This window comes from Candidatus Accumulibacter phosphatis (genome assembly GCF_012939955.1).
GTDB lineage: Bacteria > Pseudomonadota > Gammaproteobacteria > Burkholderiales > Rhodocyclaceae > Accumulibacter > Accumulibacter delftensis.
This window is the reverse complement of sequence record NZ_SPMY01000037.1, coordinates 25286-43646: the sequence shown is the minus strand read 5'-3', so window position 1 is coordinate 43646 and position 18361 is coordinate 25286. Positions and strand designations below refer to the sequence as shown.

Here is an 18361-nt window from a genome sequence, read left to right as displayed (position 1 = left end):
CGATTCCCAATCCCAAGCGAAGCAAGCGATGAACGCCATCACCCCTGAAGAATGGCGCCAGCGCGGCCCCGCTCCCTTCCCGCCGCGCTGGGCGAGCGCCTGGGGCGACGACCGCTTTGGACTCTGGGCCGACCTGGCGGTCGCTGACGTCGTGCAGCGCCTGCGCTGGATCGAAGCGGGGCGTTTCCTGATGGGCGACGAGCGGCAGCCGGACCGGCAGATCGAGACGCGCATCGCCGCCGGTTTCTGGCTCGCCGACACCGCCTGCACGCAGGCGCTGTGGCAGGCGGTGACGGGCAGCAACCCAAGCCAGTTCAGCGCCAGCAACACGACCCATCCGGGCAGCCCGCAACATCCCGTCGAACAGGTGAGCTGGAACGACATCACGGCACCCGGCAGCGGTTTCCTCGCCCGGCTGCAGAGTTTCAGCCAGGGCGTGCCGCCCGAATTGCCCAGCGAAGCGGAGTGGGAGTACGCCTGCCGCGCCAGCTCGCGCACCGCCTACAGCTTCGGCGACGAGATCACTCTGGCACAGGTGAACTTTCGCAGCGGCTCCGACCCCGCCGCGCCGGTGGCAGTGAAAAGCCTGCCCGCCAACGCGTGGGGCCTTTACGAAATGCACGGCAACGTCTGGGAGTGGTGCGCCGACGGTTTCGACGAGCAGGAATCGCTGCGCATCGGCGCGGCTGACCCGAGCGCAACCCTGCGCGCGCAGCGCGGCGGCTCGTGGGGAAGCAACGCCAGGGACGTGCGCGCCGCAGACCGCCTCGTCGTTGCGCCCGGCGGCGCGAACCAGTTCACGGGTTTTCGCTTCCTCATGCGATCCTGACGCTGAAGCGTTTCGGAAGGGCGGAGGGAGCCGCGCGAAACCATCGCCGCGCCAGCAGTCACCTGAATCGTGCCGCCCTGTGCCGCATGCACGCCTATCGACCTCTCCGCCTCACCAGCCCGGTGCACACTCCTCAAAACCCCCGCCTTTTCTATACAGCAGAGTCTTTTTCCCGTAAAATCCATGCCCTTGTAAGACGGTGTGTGAACCCCTGTTAAAGCATGCCGGAACGGACCGATGCTGGTTCCTGTGCGGATCTCGTTCATTTCGTTTTTCTCGTTTTTCTCGTAATTCGGCGGCGCGAGCCGCCGTTTCAGTTTCAAGTGCTTTGCAATGGGTGATCCATGTCGCACCTGATGAATACCTACGCTCGCTTGCCCATCGCCTTCAGCCATGGCGATGGCAGCTGGGTGACCGATACCGACGGCAAGGTCTATCTCGACGCGCTGTCGGGAATTGCCGTGTCGACGCTTGGGCACAACCACCCGGCGCTGGTCGCGGCGATTGCTGCACAGGCCGGGCGCATGCTGCATTCGTCGAACCTCTACAGTATTCCGCAGCAGGCGCAGTTGGCCGACAAGCTGGCGGCGCTGGCGGAGATGGACGAGGTCTTCTTCTGCAACTCGGGTTGCGAAGCCAACGAAGCAGCGATCAAGCTGGCGCGCTATTACGGCCACAAGCGGGATATCGAGCGGCCGGCGATCGTGGTCATGGAGAACGCCTTCCACGGCCGCACCATGGCGACGCTTTCGGCGACTGGCAACCGCAAGGCGCAGGCCGGCTTCGAACCGCTGGTCTCCGGTTTCGTGCGCGTTCCCTACAACGATCTCGAAGCCATTCGGGCGGTAGCCAAGTCGAATCATAACGTCGTCGCCGTGATGCTTGAAATCGTCCAGGGCGAGGGCGGCATCAACATCGCAGACGTCGATTTCCAGCGCGGCCTGCGCGCGCTCTGTGACGAGAACGACTGGCTGCTGATCTGCGACGAAGTGCAGTGCGGAACCGGCCGCACTGGTACCTGGTTCGGCTTTCAGCACGCGGCCATCCACCCCGACGTGGTGACGCTAGCCAAGGGGCTGGGCGGCGGCGTGCCGATCGGCGCCTGCCTGACAGCCGGCAAGGCGGTCGGCCTGTTCAAACCAGGCAAGCATGGGTCGACTTTCGGTGGCAACCAGCTGGCGTCGACCGCTGCGCTGACGACCATTGCGGTCATCGAAGAGAACGGCTTGATCGACAGTGCGGTGGCCATCGGTCGGCTGATCCGTGAGGGTCTGGCGCAGGCCCTGGCGGATTGCGAAGGCGTGGTCGAGATTCGTGGCCAGGGCCTGATGATCGGCATCGAACTTGATCGCCCCTGCGGCGAACTAGTGACCCGCGCGCTCGATGTCGGGCTGCTGATCAATGTTACTGCCGACAAGGTCGTGCGCCTGCTGCCGCCGCTGAACTTCAGTGCCGACGAGGCGCGTGAACTGGTGAGCCGCCTGGGCGGAGTGATTGGCGATTTTCTCGCCTCCTGATAGAGATCGGTGATGGATAGCGTCAAACATTTCCTGCAGTTCAAGGACTTCACGCGTGCAGAGTTCGACCACCTTTTCGAGCGCTCGCGCTGGATCAAGGGGCAGTTCAAGTCCTACCAGAAATACTGGCCGCTCAGCGACCGTACGCTGGTGATGATTTTCGAGAAGGCCAGCACGCGCACCCGCCTGTCCTTCGAAGCCGGCATGCAGCAACTCGGCGGTTCGGCGATCTACCTGAACAGCCGCGATTCGCAGTTGCAGCGTGGCGAATCGGTCGAGGACGCGGCGCGGGTGATTTCGCGGATGAGCGACGTGGTCATGATCCGCACTTTCGAGCAGGCGATGATCGAGCGCTTTGCCGCCAATTCGCGGGTGCCGGTGATCAATGGCCTGACCAACGAGTATCACCCCTGCCAGATCGTCGCCGATATTTTCACTTTCATCGAGCATCGCGGTCCGATTCAGGGCAAGACGGTGGCCTGGATCGGCGATTCGAACAACGTCTGCAATACCTGGTTGCAGGCCGCTGAAGTGCTCGATTTCAACGTCCATGTGTCGACGCCGCCGGGCTACGAAGTCGAGCCGGCACGCGCCGGCCTGTATGGCACCGACCACTTCGAGAGCTACGCCGATCCGATGGAAGCCGCACGCGGCGCCGACCTGGTGACCACCGACGTGTGGACCTCGATGGGTTTCGAAGCCGAGAACGACGAGCGCCGGCGGGACTTCGCCGACTGGCAGGTTGACCTCGAAATGATGCGCGCCGCCGGGCCCGAATCGCTGTTCATGCACTGCCTGCCGGTGCATCGCGGCGAGGAAGTCGAGGCCGCGGTCATTGACGGTGCGCAGAGCGTCGTCTGGGACGAGGCCGAGAATCGCATGCATACCCAGAAGGCGCTCCTCGAGTACCTCCTCGTGGGCCGGGTCGAGGCGCCGAAATCCAAATAGCTGAAGCGACACGATCAGCATCCTCAGCAGAACCAGAACAATCAGCAAGATCAGCAGGGAAATCTCATGAGTGACGTCAAGAAAGCGGTACTGGCCTATTCCGGTGGTCTCGATACTTCGGTGATCCTGAAGTGGTTGCAGGATACCTATCAATGCGAGGTGGTGACTTTTACCGCCGACGTTGGCCAGGGCGACGAGCTCGAGGCAGCGCGGCCGAAAGCGCTGCAGTTCGGTATCAAGCCGGAGAACATCTACATCGACGACCTGCGCGAAGAGTTCGTGCGCGACTTCGTCTTCCCGATGTTTCGGGCGAACACTGTCTACGAGGGCGAGTACCTGCTCGGCACATCGATCGCGCGGCCCTTGATCGCCAAACGGATGGTCGAGATCGTCGAGATGACCGGTTCCGACGCCGTGGTGCATGGGGCCACCGGCAAGGGCAACGACCAGGTGCGCTTCGAACTCGGCGCCTACGCGCTCAAGCCGGACATCCGGATCATCGCGCCGTGGCGCGAGTGGGACCTGCTGTCGCGCGAGAAGCTGCTCGCCTACGCCGAAAAACATGGCATTCCGGTCGAGATGAAGCACCGCCAGGGCGGCTCGCCTTACTCGATGGACGCCAACCTGCTGCACATCAGTTACGAAGGCCGCCATCTGGAAGATCCGGCCGCCGAAGCCGAAGAGTCGATGTGGCGCTGGACGGTGTCTCCGGAAGCAGCGCCCGACGCGGCCGAGTACCTCGATCTCGAATTCGAGAAGGGCGACCTGGTGGCCATCAACGGCACGCGCATGCCGGCACACGAACTGCTGGCGCTGCTCAATCAATTGGCCGGCAGGCACGGCATCGGTCGCATCGACCTGGTCGAGAACCGCTACGTCGGCATGAAGTCGCGCGGTTGCTACGAGACCCCGGGCGGCACCATCCTGCTGCCGGCGCACCGAGCCATCGAGTCGATCACCATGGATCGCGAAGTCGCCCATCTCAAGGACGACCTGATGGCGCGCTACGCCAGCCTGATCTACAACGGCTACTGGTGGAGCCCCGAGCGGCTCGCCTTGCAGACCCTGATCGACCACACCCAGCAGCCGGTCAATGGCTGGGTACGGGTCAAGCTCTACAAGGGCAACGTGATCGTCGTCGGTCGCGATTCGAAAACCAACTCCCTGTTCGATTCGACCATCGCCACCTTTGAGGACGACGCTGGCGCTTACGACCAGAAGGACGCCGGAGGCTTCATCAAGCTCAACGCCCTGCGCATGCGTATCGCGGCAAAGCTGGCGCAACGCCCACATTAATCTGGAGATGAGCCCGCCATGTTTGGGCTGACGGAAGAGCAGATAGCGGAATTTGGCATGACCTTCGGGATCGGTGCCTTCATGCTCTTCATGTTGTTCATCATCGGCGAGATTGCGTGGAAAGCGAAAGCCGGAAGGACAGGAACGATTGTCCTGTTCTTCGTCCTGTCCTTCGGGATGCTTGGCTTCATAGCCAAGACGATTATGGAGAAAGTCTGGGGATTATGAGTAGCTCGCAGTTCGACAACGTCAGTGTGGTCAAGCAGGCCAATGTTTATTTCGACGGCAGGTGCGTCAGCCACACCGTGCTCCTGGCAGACGGCAGCCGCAAGACGATCGGCGTCATCATGCCCTCGTCGCTGACCTTTACCACCGGCGCCCCGGAAGTCATGGAATGCGTTGCTGGCGCGTGCCGCGTGCGCCTCAACGGCAAGGAGCAGTGGACTACCTACGCCGCCGGGCAGTCCTTCGCCGTTCCCGGCGACTCGTCGTTCGACATCGTCTGCGACGACGCTTTTCACTACGTCTGCCATTTCGAGTAGTTCGCGTCTGCGGGTCTTTGAGACCCTGAGTGTCTGAGTGTCTGAGTGTCTCCGGCTATCTGGCAATAATCCGAGCCTGAACCCGGGCGCTGGTACTGCTTGCCTGGCCCTCGCTGGCTACTAGGCAGCGCGGCCGCCGCCGCTCGCCGCAACGGCGATGGTGCTTTCTCCCCCCCTTGTGCTCCGCCTTGGCTATCGTTCCGCTCGGGAAAAAACCTTACGATGGCCGCACGCTCAACAAAGGAGAACCGGAAATGTCCGCGAACGAAATCGAAAACGTCAGCCGCTGCGCACTCATCGTCATCGACGTGCAGGAGTCTTTCCGTCAGATGCCTTTCTGGTCAGAGACCGAGGTGCCCGCCTTCAAGGAGGCGCTGCTCGCCCTCGACGACGGCTGCCGCGCGCGCGGCGTGCCGGTAGTGCACATCTTCCACGTCGGCCAGGCCGGCCCGTTCAGTGAGGGATCGGGCGCAGTGCGTGGGCTCGACTGGCTGCCGGGCTCGCCCGACGTGTCCTTCGTCAAACACACGCACAACGCCTTTTCCGACACCGGCCTTGACCTGTGGCTTCGCCGCCACGGCGTCGAGCGGCTGATCATCGCCGGTATCCGCACAGAGCAATGCTGCGAGACGACCACCCGGGTGGCGTCGGATATCGGCTATCAGGTTGATTTCGTCAGCGAAGCGACGCTCACTTTCTCGATGACACATCCCGTCAGCAGTCGGGTGTATTCGTCGCAAGAGATCAAGGCGCATACCGAACTGGTGCTGGCCGGGCGCTTCGCACGCATCGCCAGCGTCGACGACTGCCTGGCCAGCCTCGGAGCCGTACATGCTTGAATTGCGACCGAATTGCGAATGCTGCAATGGCGAACTGCCGCCGCAGTCGCGGGAGGCGATGATCTGCTCCTTCGAATGTACCTTCTGCGCCGCTTGCGTCGAGCGGCGACTGCTCGGTCGTTGCCCTAATTGCGGCGGCGAACTCGTGCGGCGGCCGATTCGCCCGGCGGATCAACTCCTGCGCCATCCAGCCTCGACACAGCGCGTGTTCAAGCCGCTTGCTTGAGCTTCGTCGTGAAGCCGCAATGCTGCTGGCAGCGGCGGCGGTGGTGGATGGTGCGGTGCACTTCGAGCACTGGTGCGTTCCCGGCACGGCTATGGTAGTTATCGATATTCTGCGTAATGACTGTCAGTCGCTTTCCCCGGCAGGTTTCCTGTAATCGAGCGAGGGCCTGGTGAGCGGCGTTCGGTTGCCGTTCGTCCACCCACTTCTTCAACTCCAGCAGCCAGCTCCAGACGCGTGCCGGATGGCGCGGGAAGCCCTCAATTCTGGCGACCTCGTCAGGATCGACCGTGTTCCAGAGTCCGGTTTCCCCGTCGCGGAAAGCTGGAATCCCACTATCGGCGGAAAGACCGGCACCCGAGAAGACGACGATTCCCTTCGCTGTGCGGAGCAGGGAAGCGCCGGACGCCAGGCTGTTTGATTGCATCTTCCTCTCCTTTCCCGTGCTCGCTGTGGATTGCCAGAAACGACCGCCGGGGAACTGGCCTTCGAGGCCGTCCTTGGCCTGATGATTCGCTGGCAAGGGGCTAGTCGGTGCGCAGCGGCTCCAGCGTACCGCTGGCGAATGCTGTCCGCGGGCGGCAGAGAGCTGGTCCGCAGGGCCTGCCTCGGCGTCGTGGGAAGCCTTTCGGTGCTCGTCGCGGGGCATCGCTAACCCTCAATCGTTGTATAAAAGCAACACAATGCCAAACCAATGCTTGAAGCCGCTGAAGTTTGTATGCTTAAATCCGCCGACTGCGCAAAAATCGCATCGCGTGACACGCATTCGGACCTAACAGAGATTAATCGAGGAGGAATATCTTGAAATCGAAAATCATTACTACCCTACTGGCCTCAATCGGCCTTTTTGCTGCAGTTGGCGTCGCACAAGCGCAAACTGCGGCTGATCGCGTTTATGTGATCGACTCACGCGGTGAAGTCGCGATGAGCGGCGCCGGCCTCTGCTGGCGGACCGGCTTCTGGACGCCTGCAGGCGCAGCCAAGGACCCGGCTGGCTGCAAGTGCGACAAGGATCTGCTGCCGAAAGAGGTCTGCGAGCCGCCGATGGCCAAAGCCGCCGGACCGAAGCCGTCTGGTGACAAGGTGACTGTCGCTGCCGACGCGCTGTTCGACTTCAACAAGGCAACCTTGCGCCCGGCCGGCAAGGCGAAGCTCGACGAAGTCGTCGCCATGTCCAAGCAGATCAAGCTGGAAGTGATCATCGCCGTTGGTCACACCGATCGTATCGGCTCCGACGCTTACAACCAGAAACTGTCCGAGCGGCGTGCCGCGTCGGTCAAGAGCTATCTGGTCAGCAAGGGTGTCGAAGCCAACCGCGTCTACACCGAAGGTAAGGGCGAGAAGCAGCCCGTGACTCAGCCTGGCCAGTGCGCCGGTGCCAAGAGCGCGAAGGTCATCGCCTGCCTGCAGCCTGACCGTCGTGTCGATATCGAACTCATCGGCACCAAGTAATTCAGGCAAGGCCTAAGAAAACCCCGCCTCGGCGGGGTTTTTTTTTCAGCTTGTACAAACCTGTTTATACGGCGACCCTGCCCATGAAAGTTGTCGATCTGCTCATCGAGGCGCGCTGGATAGTTCCGGTCGACCCCGCCGGCGTGGTTCTCGAAAATCATGCCGTCGTGGTCGATAATGGTCGCATCCTTGCCGTCCTTCCTCAGGATGAGGCTGCGAGCCGCTTTTCGGCCAAGAGCCACAAGCGGCTGGAACAGCATGTGCTGATTCCGGGACTGGTCAATCTACATACTCACGCCGCGATGAGCCTGTTGCGCGGTCTTGCCGACGACCTGCCGCTCAAGGAGTGGCTGCAGCATCACATCTGGCCGGCTGAGGCTGAGCATGTCTCGGAGCAGTTCGTCTATGACGGTACGCTGCTGGCTTGTGCCGAAATGCTGCGCGGCGGGATTACCTGTTTCAATGACATGTATTTTTTCCCCGGCGCTGCGGCCGACGCCGCGTTGGCCTCGGGGATGCGCGCCGCAATAGGCCTGATCACGGTCGACTTTCCGAGTAGCTACGCGACCGATGCGGACGACTATCTGGCCAAGGGGCTGGCCATCCGCGACCAACGCCTGGAACAGCCGCTGCTGTCCTTCTGCCTGGCTCCCCATGCGCCCTACACCGTCAGCGACGCCGGCTTTGCCAAGGTGCTGACGCTTGCTGAGCAGATCGAGCTGCCGATACACCTGCATCTGCATGAAACCGGCCAGGAAATTGAGGAAAGCGTGCAGCGCTTCGGGGTGCGACCGATCGAGCGCATCCGTCGCCTGGGATTGCTGAGCCCGGCGCTGATCGCGGTGCACGGGGTGCACCTCGAGGCGCACGAAATCGACCTGCTCGCCCAGCACGGGTGTTCGCTCGCACACTGCCCCAGCTCCAACCTCAAGCTTGCCAGCGGGATTGCTCCGATTAGCGAATTGGTGGCGAAAGGGATCAACATCGGTCTAGGTACCGACGGCGCGGCCAGCAACAACCGCCTCGACCTTTTCCAGGAGATGCGGCTGGCGGCATTGCTGGCCAAGCAACAGAGTGGCCGCGCCGACGCCTTGAATGCCCATCAAGTACTGCACATGGCAACGCTCGCTGGCGCCAGGGCACTGGGCCTCGAGGCACAGATCGGCTCGATCACGCCCGGCAAGGCGGCGGATCTATGCGCTGTCGCTCTCGACGATCTCGTGCTTGCGCCTTGTTACGAGCCCGTTTCACACCTCACCTATGCTGTAGGCCGAGAGCATGTTTCTGCCGTGTGGGTCGCTGGTCGGATACGCGTCGAGGATGGGCAACTGATTGAAAGCAACGAAACTGGATTGATAAAACTGGCGCTCTTGTGGCAAAATAAAATCCGTCCGTGACGAGTTCAGTGAACAACGAGGCATAACAGGCTATGTGGACCTGCTCCGCAGCCTTAAATTAACGAGGGAAACCTAGATGAAAAGAATTGTAAGAACAAGCACCATCGTGGCCGCGTTCGCTGCCGCCACTCTCGGCTTCGGCGCCTCGCTGGCTCAAGCACAGACTTCGATTCCCCTGGATCGTGTCTATGTGATCGACTCCCGCGGTGAAGTCGCGATGAGCGGTGCCGGCCTCTGCTGGCGGACCGGCTTCTGGACGCCTGCAGGCGCAGCCAAGGACCCGGCTGGCTGCAAGTGCGACAAGGATCTGCTGCCGAAGGAAGTCTGCGAGCCGCCGATGGCCAAAGCCGCCGGACCGAAGCCGTCTGGTGACAAGGTGACTGTCGCTGCCGACGCGCTGTTCGACTTCAACAAGGCAACCTTGCGCCCGGCCGGCAAGGCGAAGCTCGACGAAGTCGTCGCCATGTCCAAGCAGATCAAGCTGGAAGTGATCATCGCCGTTGGTCACACCGATCGTATCGGCTCCGACGCTTACAACCAGAAACTGTCCGAGCGGCGTGCCGCGTCGGTCAAGAGCTATCTGGTCAGCAAGGGTGTCGAAGCCAACCGCGTCTACACCGAAGGTAAGGGCGAGAAGCAGCCCGTGACTCAGCCTGGCCAGTGCGCCGGTGCCAAGAGCGCGAAAGTCATCGCCTGCCTGCAGCCTGATCGTCGTGTCGATATCGAACTCATCGGCACCAAGTAATCCGCTTGTGTTACGGAAGAAGCCCTGCTTCGGCAGGGCTTTTTTTGTTGCTGCGCCCGGGCACTGCGCACTTGCTTTTGCGCGCCACGAAGGTCGCGCACTAGAACCTGCTGCCCGCCTTTTGTTAGGGAAACCGCTTCACAATGATCAACGCCGACCCGAACGAACTCGAGAAATTTAGCCAGCTAGCCCATCGCTGGTGGGACCCGAACAGCGATTTCAAGCCCTTGCACGACATCAACCCCTTGCGCCTGGAGTGGATCGACGGTCATTGCCAGCTCGCCGGCAAGAGTGTGCTCGACGTCGGTTGTGGTGGTGGACTACTTTCCGAAGGCATGTGCGAGAAGGGCGCGACGGTGACCGGTATCGATCTTTCCGACAAGGCGCTCAGCGTGGCCCGACTGCATTTGCTCGAAAGTGGTCGACAGGTCGACTATCGGCAGATTTCTGCCGAAGAGCTGGCTGCCCGGCAGGGCAGCAGCTTTGACGTCGTCACCTGCATGGAAATGCTCGAGCATGTCCCCGATCCGGCGAGCACCGTCGCCGCTTGCGCGGCTCTGGTCAAACCCGGCGGGCATGTTTTTTTCTCGACCATCAACCGCAATCCGAAAGCCTACCTGTTTGCGGTGATTGGCGCCGAGTATGTGCTGCAGATGTTGCCCAAGGGTACCCACGACTATGCGAGATTCATCAAGCCGTCAGAGCTCTCGCGCTGGCTGCGAAATGTCGGTCTCGATCCGGATGAGCTGCGTGGGATGACCTACAATCCTTTTAGCAAGCATTACGCGCTGGGCAGCGACACCGACGTGAACTACCTCCTGCACAGCGTGAAGAATGTTTGAAGCGGTATTGTTCGATCTTGACGGCACTTTTGCCGATACCGCGCCCGACCTGGCCGCCGCCCTCAACCGTTTGCGTGCCGATCTGGGGATGGCGCCGGTGCCGCCAGGGCAACTCCGCCCTTTGACCTCGCAGGGCGTACGGGGCATGCTCAAGGGCGGGCTCGCGATGCTGCCGAGTGATGCCCGCTACGTAGAATTCTACGATCGCTTCCTGCACTACTACAGTCAGGACATTTGTGTCGAAACGACGCTCTTTCCGGGTATTGAGCAACTCCTTGACGGACTTGAGGGGCGCTGTTCGCCATGGGGTATCGTCACCAACAAGGCGCAGCGCTTCACCCTGCCGCTCCTGGCCCGGCTTGGCTACGCCAAACGCGCAGCCTGTGTCGTCAGCGGCGATTCGGCACGCCGCGCCAAACCGGCAGCACACCCGATGCAGTTGGCGTGCTCGCTGCTTGCCAGGCGTCCCGAGAGTTGCCTCTACGTCGGTGACGATCTGCGTGACATCCAGGCTGGCCGTGCCGCGGGCATGGTAACCGTGGCCGTGCGCTATGGTTATCTCGGAGATGGCGACCCGATAGAGAACTGGGGCGCCGATCATGTTGTCGATCACGCTCACCAAATTGCCGCCCTGGCCGGTGTACACTGAACGCCCGTGACGTTCGTGACCTCTTCGAGACAAGCTCTATGCCCAAGACCGCTCTGATCCTTTTTGCTCATGGCGCACGTGACCCCGACTGGGCCGATCCCATGCACCGCGTCTGCGCCGTCCTTCGCGCACAGGCTCCCCATCGGCGCGTCGAACTGGCTTTCCTGGAGTTCATGAAGCCCGAGTTGCGCGACTGTGCCGAGTCGCTGCTCGCCGAGGGCTTCGAACGGATCGTCGTGCTGCCGATGTTCATCGCCCGCGGCGGACATCTGAAACGCGATGTGCCCTTGCTGCTCGACGAGTTGCGGTGTAGCCATCCGCAGGCGCATTTTGAATTGGGCGCTGCGATCGGCGAAGCCGAGAGCGTCGTGCAGGCGATGGCCTGGCACGCGCTGGCGCTGGTCGACAGCTAGTCGACAGTGGCCAGCGGCAGCGCGTGCCAGGCGCGCGTCGCGCGTTCTCGATTTCTGCGCGCTACCAGGGCTGGCGTGGAGCCTTGCGGTGCCTGAGTTCAGCTTTTCTCCGATCGGATTTCTAGCAACGCCGTTTCGCGATCGTTTCGGCATTCCACGGCAGGCGCAGCTGGCGCCCCATGCCCGCGGCCAGTTGCGCTTGCTGCGCCCATATGATCGAGCGGAAGCGGTGCGTGGGCTGGAGGCGTTCTCGCATGTCTGGCTCAGTTTCGTTTTCCACCGCAGTGCCGATCAATGGAGCCCGACGGTTCGTCCGCCGCGCCTTGGCGGCAATGCGCGGGTCGGCGTATTCGCCAGTCGTAGCCCTTTTCGCCCCAACCCTCTGGGCTTGTCGCTGGTCGAGTTGCTGGCGATCGATACGTGCGACGGCGTGCTGCTCACGTTCGGCGGCGTCGATCTGCTCGACGGTACTCCGGTTCTCGATATCAAACCGTACATCCCCTTCGCCGAGAGCCAAGCGGCCGCACGCGCCGGTTTCGTCGCTGGGCCGCCGCAGCAACTGGCCGTCAAGTTCAGTGCGCAGGCGGCGGCCCAGGTGTCTCTCCACGAGCGGCGCTGGCCGGATCTGGCGGCCCTGTTGCGCGAGGTCCTGGCACAGGATCCGCGTCCGGCATACGCAGCAGATCCTCTGCGCCAGTACGGCTTTCGTCTCTACGATCTGGAAATAAAATGGCGCTGTACGGCGACACGAGCTATTGTCGAGGCAGTTCTTGGGCCGCAGGACGAGGTGTCTTCGTGATCTGAAGATGGGGAAGGTGGTCAGCCTGTCAGCCGTGTCGCGGCTGCTGCGTTACTATCGAATCATCGTCAAGAGCCAAGCGTTGCCTCTTCTCCAGGCCGGCATCGCTATCGGGCCGGCAAGCAATCCTGCGACTGCCGGCCAGCGCTCTGGAAAATCATCATAATTGGAGACGATTCCATGAAAACCGTGATCGGCGCGCTGTTGCTGCTGGCCTTCGTGCAACCGAACACCGTTCTTGCCGATGGCCGTGGGCGTGGCGCCTATCCGGCGGTCGGCGCTGTGGTCGTCGGTGGTGGCGGTGGCTATCGCGGCCCTTATCGCGGCGGATACCGGGGGAGGGTACGGGGGCAGGGGCTATGGAGGTGGCTCTGTGGGGGTCTATTTTGGCGCCCCCCTTGGCTGGGGTTGGCCGTGGGGTCCGCCAGTCTACTATCCGCAGCCAGTCTATCCGCCAGTCATCAACGTTCCCCCTCCGGTGGTTTACGTCGAAAGGGAGCAGGTCTCTGCAGCGGCGAGCGGCCAGGCGCTCGAGCCCGGCTATTGGTATTACTGCCGGGAACTCGCTGCCTACTATCCGGTAGTGACCCAGTGTCCCGGCACCTGGGAGCAGGTTGCGCCGCGTGCCGAATAGGCCGAGGCGGGTTGCCGTGAGGGCTGATGGCGCAACCGTCGGCGCGCGCTTGCCGGGAGTCGCTGCGCTTACTAAATTTCCGCGCCTCGGTAGTCAGGGAGCGAGTCGCTCGCGAATCCATTGCTGATCACTCCCAAGCCGGTAGCGCAAGCGGTCGTGTAGGCGGCTCTTGCGCCCTTGCCAGAACTCCCAGCAATCCGCTTGCAGGCAGTAGCCGCCCCAGTGCGGCGGGCGCGGCGGCTGCAGCAGAAACTTGGCGCCATAGCGAGCGGCGTTGGCGACCAGCACCGCGCGGCTGGAAATAACCTGGCTTTGCGGGCTGGCCCAGGCGCCGATTCTTGAGTCGAGCGGGCGGCTGGCGAAGTAGGCGTCGCTTTCTGCTTCGCCGATCTTGTCGACCCGGCCTTCGATACGCACGACGCGCTCCAGTTCGACCCAGTGGAACTGCAGCGCGGCCCAGGGATTGGCGGCCAACTCGCGGCCTTTGCGGCTTTCATAGTTACTGAACCAGGTGATGCCCTGCGCATCGAAGCCCTTGATCAGGACGACCCGTGTGGACGGGCGCATGCGCTTGTCGACCGTGGCCAGGGTCATCGCATTCGGCTCGGGTACTTGTGCAGCAATCGCTTCGGCGAGCCATTTCGAAAACTGCTCGCCGGGGTCGGCATGCGACGCCTCCTCGCTGAGTTCGGCACGCTCGTAGCTTTTTCGAAGGTCGCTAAGTTGGGTCATCGTCGGTGCCTGGGGTATAGGTGGGTTGAAGAATGCTGGCGCCCCGCAACCGGGATGCGCACTGCAAATGCGGGAGGGCGGCCATGACTCCAATGATCATGGGGTATATCGAGATGCCATGACCCTTAATGCGAAAGTCGCGTATGCGACTCACGAACCTCCCTTCTCCCCCTGCGGGAGAAGGGCCGGGGGAAGGGGGGGGGACGGTCATGACTTTCATCATCCGGGGTATCTCGACTGACATGATCGTTAGCCAGCCTTCGCGCAGGACATTGCGCTTCTCTTTTACGACCAGTTGGTGCTTGTCGCTGGCTGGCGATTCGAGGCGCAGCGAGAAGTCCATCAGTTCGTCGCGTCGGAAAGCGAGTACGCGGATGCTTTCGCCCGCTTGCCGCCGGCACAACAGGCGTTCGAGAGAATCGGGCGTAACCCGCAGGCCGTCGATGGCTATCAACAGGTCGCCGGCCGAGAGACCGGCTGTCTGAGCAGGGCTTCCTGCGTACACCGTCGCCAGGCGCACTTCCCGGCCGTCAGTGCTGATTTTTGCGCCAAGCGTCGGCGTTGTCGACGCTTTTTGGCGTAACAGCTGGATACCGAACGGTTTCAGCAGTGGCGCCAGCGCGAGCTCGCTTGTGCCGTGTATCGCCGTGGCGAAAAACTGCGCCAGGTCGAGGCCGGACAGCTCTTCGGCGAGCAAGCGGATGTCATCGTCACCGACACCGACGCCGCCGTAAGCAGTGCGTTCGCCGTGCCGTAGCCAGAGCGCACGCATGACGTCGTCAAGAGATACCCGGTTCCTGGTGCCGGCACGCAGCCTGAGGTCCAGAGCCAGGGCGACCAAAGCGCCCTTGGCGTAGTAGCTGACCACCACGTTGGGTGTGTTCTCGTCCGGTCGGTAGAACTTGGTCCAGGCGTCGAAACTCGACTCGGCCAGCGTTTGCCGCTTGCGGCCCGGGTCGCGGAGGACCTTGTCGATCGTTCGCGCGACCAATCCCAGCCACTCCTCCAGTTCGATCAAGCCGCAGCGCAGCAGCGCCAGATCGTCATAGTACGAGGTAAAGCCTTCGAAGGCCCACAGCAGTGTGGTGTAGTTCTCTGCATCGAGATCGCAGGCGGTGAATGCGGCGGGGCGGATACGCTTGATGTTCCAGCTGTGAAAGTACTCGTGGCTGCACAGTCCCAGGAAAGTGCGGTAGCGCTCGGGCGTTCCCTGCATGCCCGGGTAGGGCAGGTCGTCGCGGGCGCAGAGCAGCGCCGTCGAGGCGCGGTGTTCGAGACCCCCGTAGCCGTCGTCGATGACGGTGATCAGAAACAGGTAGTGCGGCATTGGTGCGGGCTCGCCGAAAAATCGGATCTGCCATTCACAAAGGCGCGTCAGATCGGCCGTGAGCCGTGCCAGGTCGCAGTCGTGGCGCCCGCTGATGACTACCTCCTGCGGCACTCCGCAAGCGCTGAACGTAGCCAGCGTGAAGCCGCCCATCTCCACCGGATGGTCAATCAATTCCGCGTAGTTGGCAGCACGGTAGACGCCGAAGCCGTGCCGGTCGGCGGCACCTTTTTCGCCTTCGGCAGGCGCTAGCGCGGTCGCCACACGCCAGTCGCGATAGCGCTTGCCAAGCGGCCGCTGGATATCCACCAGGCAGGGTAGATGCTCGTGACCAAGGGCGCGCAGAAAAACGCTGCTGCCGTTGAAAAAAGCGTGTGTCTGGTCGAGGTGCGCGCCGCGTACCGAAAGGTCCCAGGCGTAGACTTCGCAGATCACCGTCAGCGCGGACAGTTTTTTGCCCATCGGCATGGCCTGCCAGCTGTGCTTGTCGATCTTGTCGAGACGTACTGGCTTGCCCACAGACTCGGCGCGGATCGACACGATGTGGCGCGCGAAGTCCCGAATCAGGTAGCTGCCGGGGATCCAGGCGGGCAGGGAAAAGCGCTGGCCGCTTGGGTCGGCGTTAGCCAGCGTGCAGCGCACCTCGAAAATGTGCGCCTCCGGGTGGCTCGGGCGGATGCTGTAGAAGATGCTCGCGGGCTTCATCGGGCGTTTTCTCTTATCGTAGGGTGGCACGGTGGGAATTGTAAGGCTTCTGTACTGTTCGCCAGGCAGTGGTCGCCGTCTCGGCGGTGCAGCAGAGGAGGTGTCGCTACGCCGACGCCGCGCCTGTCGGTCAATCCGCTGACGCTTCAACGACCTGAGCAACGCTAGGATCCCGGCGCAAGTCGTGCCACAATGATTTCACCGGGAATAGGCCCGAAGAGAAATTTGTTTGGCTAGAGCGGAAGGGGGTTTGAGCGAGGCATGAAGGTGATCGGAAATTCAAACGGCCTACTTTTCGCAGTAGCTTTGGCGACTGTATTGCTGTCTTCCCCCGCCATGGCCGAGGCGCAGAGCAAGTCCCAGGCACAGAGCAAGTCCAACAAGGCCCAGCCCAAGGCCCAGGCGCAGCCCCGCGAGCTGGTGGGGGTGCTGAAGAAAATCAAGGATACCGGCGTGATCTCGCTCGGCCATCGGGCAGCCTCGATTCCCTTCTCATACTATGACGGCGAGCGGCAGGTCATCGGCTATTCACAGGATCTGGTGCTGAAGGTGGTCGAGGCGATCAAGGCGGACCTGAAGATGGCCACAATCGAAATCAAGTTGGTGCCTGTTACTTCGTCGAACCGCCTGGAAATGGTCGTGGACGGCTTGGTCGACATCGAATGTGGTTCGACCACCAACAACACCAAACGCCAGAAAAAGGTCAGCTTCTCGACGACGATTTTCATCATCGGTACGCGTCTTCTGACCAAGAAGGACTCCGGGGTCCTGGATTTCCCTGAGCTGTCGGGCAAGAACGTGGTCACCACCAAGGGAACGACCTCGGAACGTCTACTGCGCGAGATGAACGACAGCAAGAAAATGAACATGAGTATCATTGCCGCCAAGGATCACGGTGAGGCGTTCCTGATCCTCGAAACGCGGCGCGCGGCCGCGTTCATGATGGATGACGCACTGCTCTACGGGGAATTGGCCAAAGCCAAGAAGCCCGAGGACTGGGCAGTGGTCGGCACGCCGCAATCGTTCGAGGCCTACGGCTGTATTCTGCCCAAGGATGACGTGCCCTTCAAGGATGTCGTCGATCGCGCGCTGACCAAGGCCATGACCTCCGGCGAGGCAGAGAAGATTTACGCCAGATGGTTCCTGCAGCCGATTCCGCCGAAAGGTCTGAACCTCAACTTTCCGCTGTCCGATGCCATGAAGGAACTTTACAAGGCGCCAAACGACAAAGCCTTCGATTAACGGCGCATCGCCCGGGGTCCGCACGGTCTTCGGAATCGCAACTGAAGGAGAAGCTCATGTTCAACAAAGCACTCAACCGCTGGCTGGTAACCTTCGCTTCGCTGCTGGTTCTCAGTGCTGCGTCACTCGCGGCCGAAAAGCCGAACATCGTCATCCTCGCCACTGGCGGCACTATCGCCGGTGCCGGTGCCGATGTGACCAACAGCGCGACCTATCAGGCCGCAAAGGTGCCGGTGGACCAACTCGTGGCCGCCATTCCGCAGTTGCAGACGATTGCCAATGTGCGCGGCGAGCAGGTCTTCCAGATCGCGTCGGAGAGCTTCACCAACGACAATCTGCTGACTCTCGGCAAGCGCGTGGCGGCGCTCGTCAAACAGACTGACGTCGATGGCGTGGTGATTACGCACGGCACCGATACGCTCGAAGAGACCGCTTACTTTCTGACGCTGGTGGTGCACACGGACAAACCCATCGTCCTGGTCGGCTCGATGCGACCGGGTACCGCGATGTCGGCCGACGGCAACCTGAATTTGTACAACGCGGTCAGCGTGGCAGCCAGCAAGGACGCCCGTGGCAAGGGCGTGTTGGTGACCATGAACGACGAGATCAATAGCGGCCGCGATGTCGCCAAAGTCATCAATCTCAAGACAGAAGCATTCAAGAGCCCCTGGGGACCCCTGGGCATGGTTGTCGAAGGCAAGAACTACTGGTTCCGCCTGCCGGTCAAGCGGCACACCATGAACTCGGAGTTCGATATTGAGAAGATCGACTCGCTGCCATCGGTGGGCATCGCCTATGGCGCGGGCAATGTGTCGGATACCGCCTACCGCGCCTTGGGGGCGAGTGGTGCCAAGGCGATCATCCATGCCGGGACCGGCAATGGTTCGGTGGCCAAGGCCGTTGTGCCGGCGCTGCAGGAAATGCGTGCTCAGGGCATCCAGATCATCCGTTCGTCGCACGTCAATGCGGGTGGCTTCGTGCTGCGCAACGCCGAACAACCCGACGACAAGTACGACTGGGTGGTGGCGCACGACCTCAATCCGCAGAAGGCAAAAATTCTTGCCGCGGTGGCCTTGACCCAGACGCAGGATAGCAAGGAACTGCAGCGCATCTTCTGGGAGTACTGATTACTGATGCGCTGATTCTGCGCGTGCCTGCGGGCGGGGCGGCCGCGACCGGCCACTCCGCCAGAGAGAAGCGCCGACTCGCGTCGCCTGCGATCGGCGCTTC

Annotated in this window: 21 protein-coding genes; 18 read left to right on the top strand and 3 right to left on the bottom strand. The window is 62.1% G+C overall.

Features of this window, described 5'->3' with window-relative positions:
- Positions 1–28 precede the first annotated feature (28 nt).
- From E4Q23_RS13400 to E4Q23_RS13365, 8 genes are all read left to right on the top strand, one after another.
- Positions 29–829, top strand: a complete 801-nt coding sequence (locus tag E4Q23_RS13400) for a formylglycine-generating enzyme family protein (RefSeq protein ID WP_169067093.1) — start codon at positions 29–31, stop codon at positions 827–829.
- Between the two features lie 344 nt (positions 830–1173).
- A complete protein-coding gene (locus E4Q23_RS13395; RefSeq protein WP_169067092.1) occupies positions 1174–2346 on the top strand; it encodes an aspartate aminotransferase family protein in 1173 nt (390 codons plus the stop codon).
- Between the two features lie 12 nt (positions 2347–2358).
- The gene (gene argF / locus E4Q23_RS13390; protein WP_169067091.1) at positions 2359–3294 is read left to right on the top strand and encodes an ornithine carbamoyltransferase; all 936 of its coding nucleotides are present in this window, start codon (positions 2359–2361) and stop codon (positions 3292–3294) included.
- Positions 3295–3360: 66 nt separating this feature from the next.
- Positions 3361–4590 (top strand): argininosuccinate synthase, encoded by a 1230-nt coding sequence (locus E4Q23_RS13385; RefSeq protein WP_169067090.1) that lies wholly within the window; start codon positions 3361–3363, stop codon positions 4588–4590.
- An 18-nt stretch (positions 4591–4608) separates the two neighbouring features.
- Positions 4609–4818 (top strand): DUF2788 domain-containing protein, encoded by a 210-nt coding sequence (locus tag E4Q23_RS13380; RefSeq protein WP_169067089.1) that lies wholly within the window; start codon positions 4609–4611, stop codon positions 4816–4818.
- The gene (locus E4Q23_RS13375) at positions 4815–5132 is read left to right on the top strand and encodes a pyrimidine/purine nucleoside phosphorylase (RefSeq protein WP_169067088.1); all 318 of its coding nucleotides are present in this window, start codon (positions 4815–4817) and stop codon (positions 5130–5132) included. Before E4Q23_RS13380 ends, E4Q23_RS13375 begins: the two co-directional genes overlap by 4 nt.
- Before the next feature lie 254 nt (positions 5133–5386).
- On the top strand, positions 5387–5971 hold the full coding sequence (locus E4Q23_RS13370) for a cysteine hydrolase family protein (protein ID WP_169067087.1): 585 nt from the start codon (positions 5387–5389) through the stop codon (positions 5969–5971).
- Complete coding sequence (locus E4Q23_RS13365; RefSeq protein ID WP_169067086.1) at positions 5964–6197, top strand: DUF1272 domain-containing protein; 234 nt, start codon at positions 5964–5966, stop codon at positions 6195–6197. Before E4Q23_RS13370 ends, E4Q23_RS13365 begins: the two co-directional genes overlap by 8 nt.
- Here E4Q23_RS13365 and E4Q23_RS13360 read toward each other — a convergent pair.
- Complete coding sequence (locus E4Q23_RS13360; RefSeq protein WP_169067085.1) at positions 6181–6621, bottom strand: SIR2 family NAD-dependent protein deacylase; 441 nt, start codon at positions 6619–6621, stop codon at positions 6181–6183. The two genes, E4Q23_RS13365 and E4Q23_RS13360, sit on opposite strands and share 17 nt — an antisense overlap.
- 374 nt (positions 6622–6995) lie before the next feature.
- Between E4Q23_RS13360 and ompA the strand changes: the two genes are divergently transcribed.
- The 8 genes from ompA (at position 6996) to E4Q23_RS13320 (ending at position 13125) form a co-directional block, all read left to right on the top strand.
- Entirely contained in the window at positions 6996–7646 is a 651-nt protein-coding gene (gene ompA, locus E4Q23_RS13355) for an outer membrane protein OmpA (protein ID WP_169067084.1), read from the top strand.
- A gap of 83 nt (positions 7647–7729) precedes the next feature.
- On the top strand, positions 7730–9043 hold the full coding sequence (locus E4Q23_RS13350) for a TRZ/ATZ family hydrolase (RefSeq protein WP_169067083.1): 1314 nt from the start codon (positions 7730–7732) through the stop codon (positions 9041–9043).
- A gap of 76 nt (positions 9044–9119) precedes the next feature.
- The gene (locus E4Q23_RS13345; protein WP_169067082.1) at positions 9120–9788 is read left to right on the top strand and encodes an OmpA family protein; all 669 of its coding nucleotides are present in this window, start codon (positions 9120–9122) and stop codon (positions 9786–9788) included.
- Between the two features lie 143 nt (positions 9789–9931).
- Positions 9932–10630: a bifunctional 2-polyprenyl-6-hydroxyphenol methylase/3-demethylubiquinol 3-O-methyltransferase UbiG gene (gene ubiG / locus E4Q23_RS13340; protein WP_169067081.1), complete on the top strand. Its 699-nt coding sequence runs from the start codon at positions 9932–9934 to the stop codon at positions 10628–10630.
- Positions 10623–11279 carry an HAD-IA family hydrolase gene (locus tag E4Q23_RS13335; RefSeq protein WP_169067080.1) on the top strand — a complete coding sequence of 219 codons (657 nt, stop codon included), beginning with the start codon at positions 10623–10625 and terminating at the stop codon, positions 11277–11279. The genes ubiG and E4Q23_RS13335 overlap by 8 nt, the downstream gene beginning before the upstream one ends.
- A gap of 38 nt (positions 11280–11317) precedes the next feature.
- A complete protein-coding gene (locus E4Q23_RS13330; RefSeq protein WP_169067079.1) occupies positions 11318–11692 on the top strand; it encodes a sirohydrochlorin chelatase in 375 nt (124 codons plus the stop codon).
- A gap of 88 nt (positions 11693–11780) precedes the next feature.
- Complete coding sequence (tsaA, locus tag E4Q23_RS13325; protein WP_169067078.1) at positions 11781–12491, top strand: tRNA (N6-threonylcarbamoyladenosine(37)-N6)-methyltransferase TrmO; 711 nt, start codon at positions 11781–11783, stop codon at positions 12489–12491.
- 238 nt (positions 12492–12729) lie between these two features.
- A complete protein-coding gene (locus E4Q23_RS13320) occupies positions 12730–13125 on the top strand; it encodes a hypothetical protein (protein ID WP_169067077.1) in 396 nt (131 codons plus the stop codon).
- A 93-nt stretch (positions 13126–13218) separates the two neighbouring features.
- On the opposite strand, the gene pdxH is transcribed toward E4Q23_RS13320, so the two are convergent.
- On the bottom strand, positions 13219–13857 hold the full coding sequence (gene pdxH, locus E4Q23_RS13315; protein WP_169067076.1) for a pyridoxamine 5'-phosphate oxidase: 639 nt from the start codon (positions 13855–13857) through the stop codon (positions 13219–13221).
- Positions 13844–15889: a M61 family metallopeptidase gene (locus E4Q23_RS13310; protein WP_169067075.1), complete on the bottom strand. Its 2046-nt coding sequence runs from the start codon at positions 15887–15889 to the stop codon at positions 13844–13846. Before E4Q23_RS13310 ends, pdxH begins: the two co-directional genes overlap by 14 nt.
- Before the next feature lie 318 nt (positions 15890–16207).
- Here E4Q23_RS13310 and E4Q23_RS13305 point away from each other — a divergent pair, with 318 nt between their 5' ends.
- On the top strand, positions 16208–17131 hold the full coding sequence (locus E4Q23_RS13305; RefSeq protein WP_248595438.1) for a glutamate/aspartate ABC transporter substrate-binding protein: 924 nt from the start codon (positions 16208–16210) through the stop codon (positions 17129–17131).
- Positions 17132–17187: 56 nt separating this feature from the next.
- Entirely contained in the window at positions 17188–18258 is a 1071-nt protein-coding gene (locus tag E4Q23_RS13300) for an asparaginase (RefSeq protein WP_169067074.1), read from the top strand.
- Positions 18259–18361 lie beyond the last annotated feature (103 nt).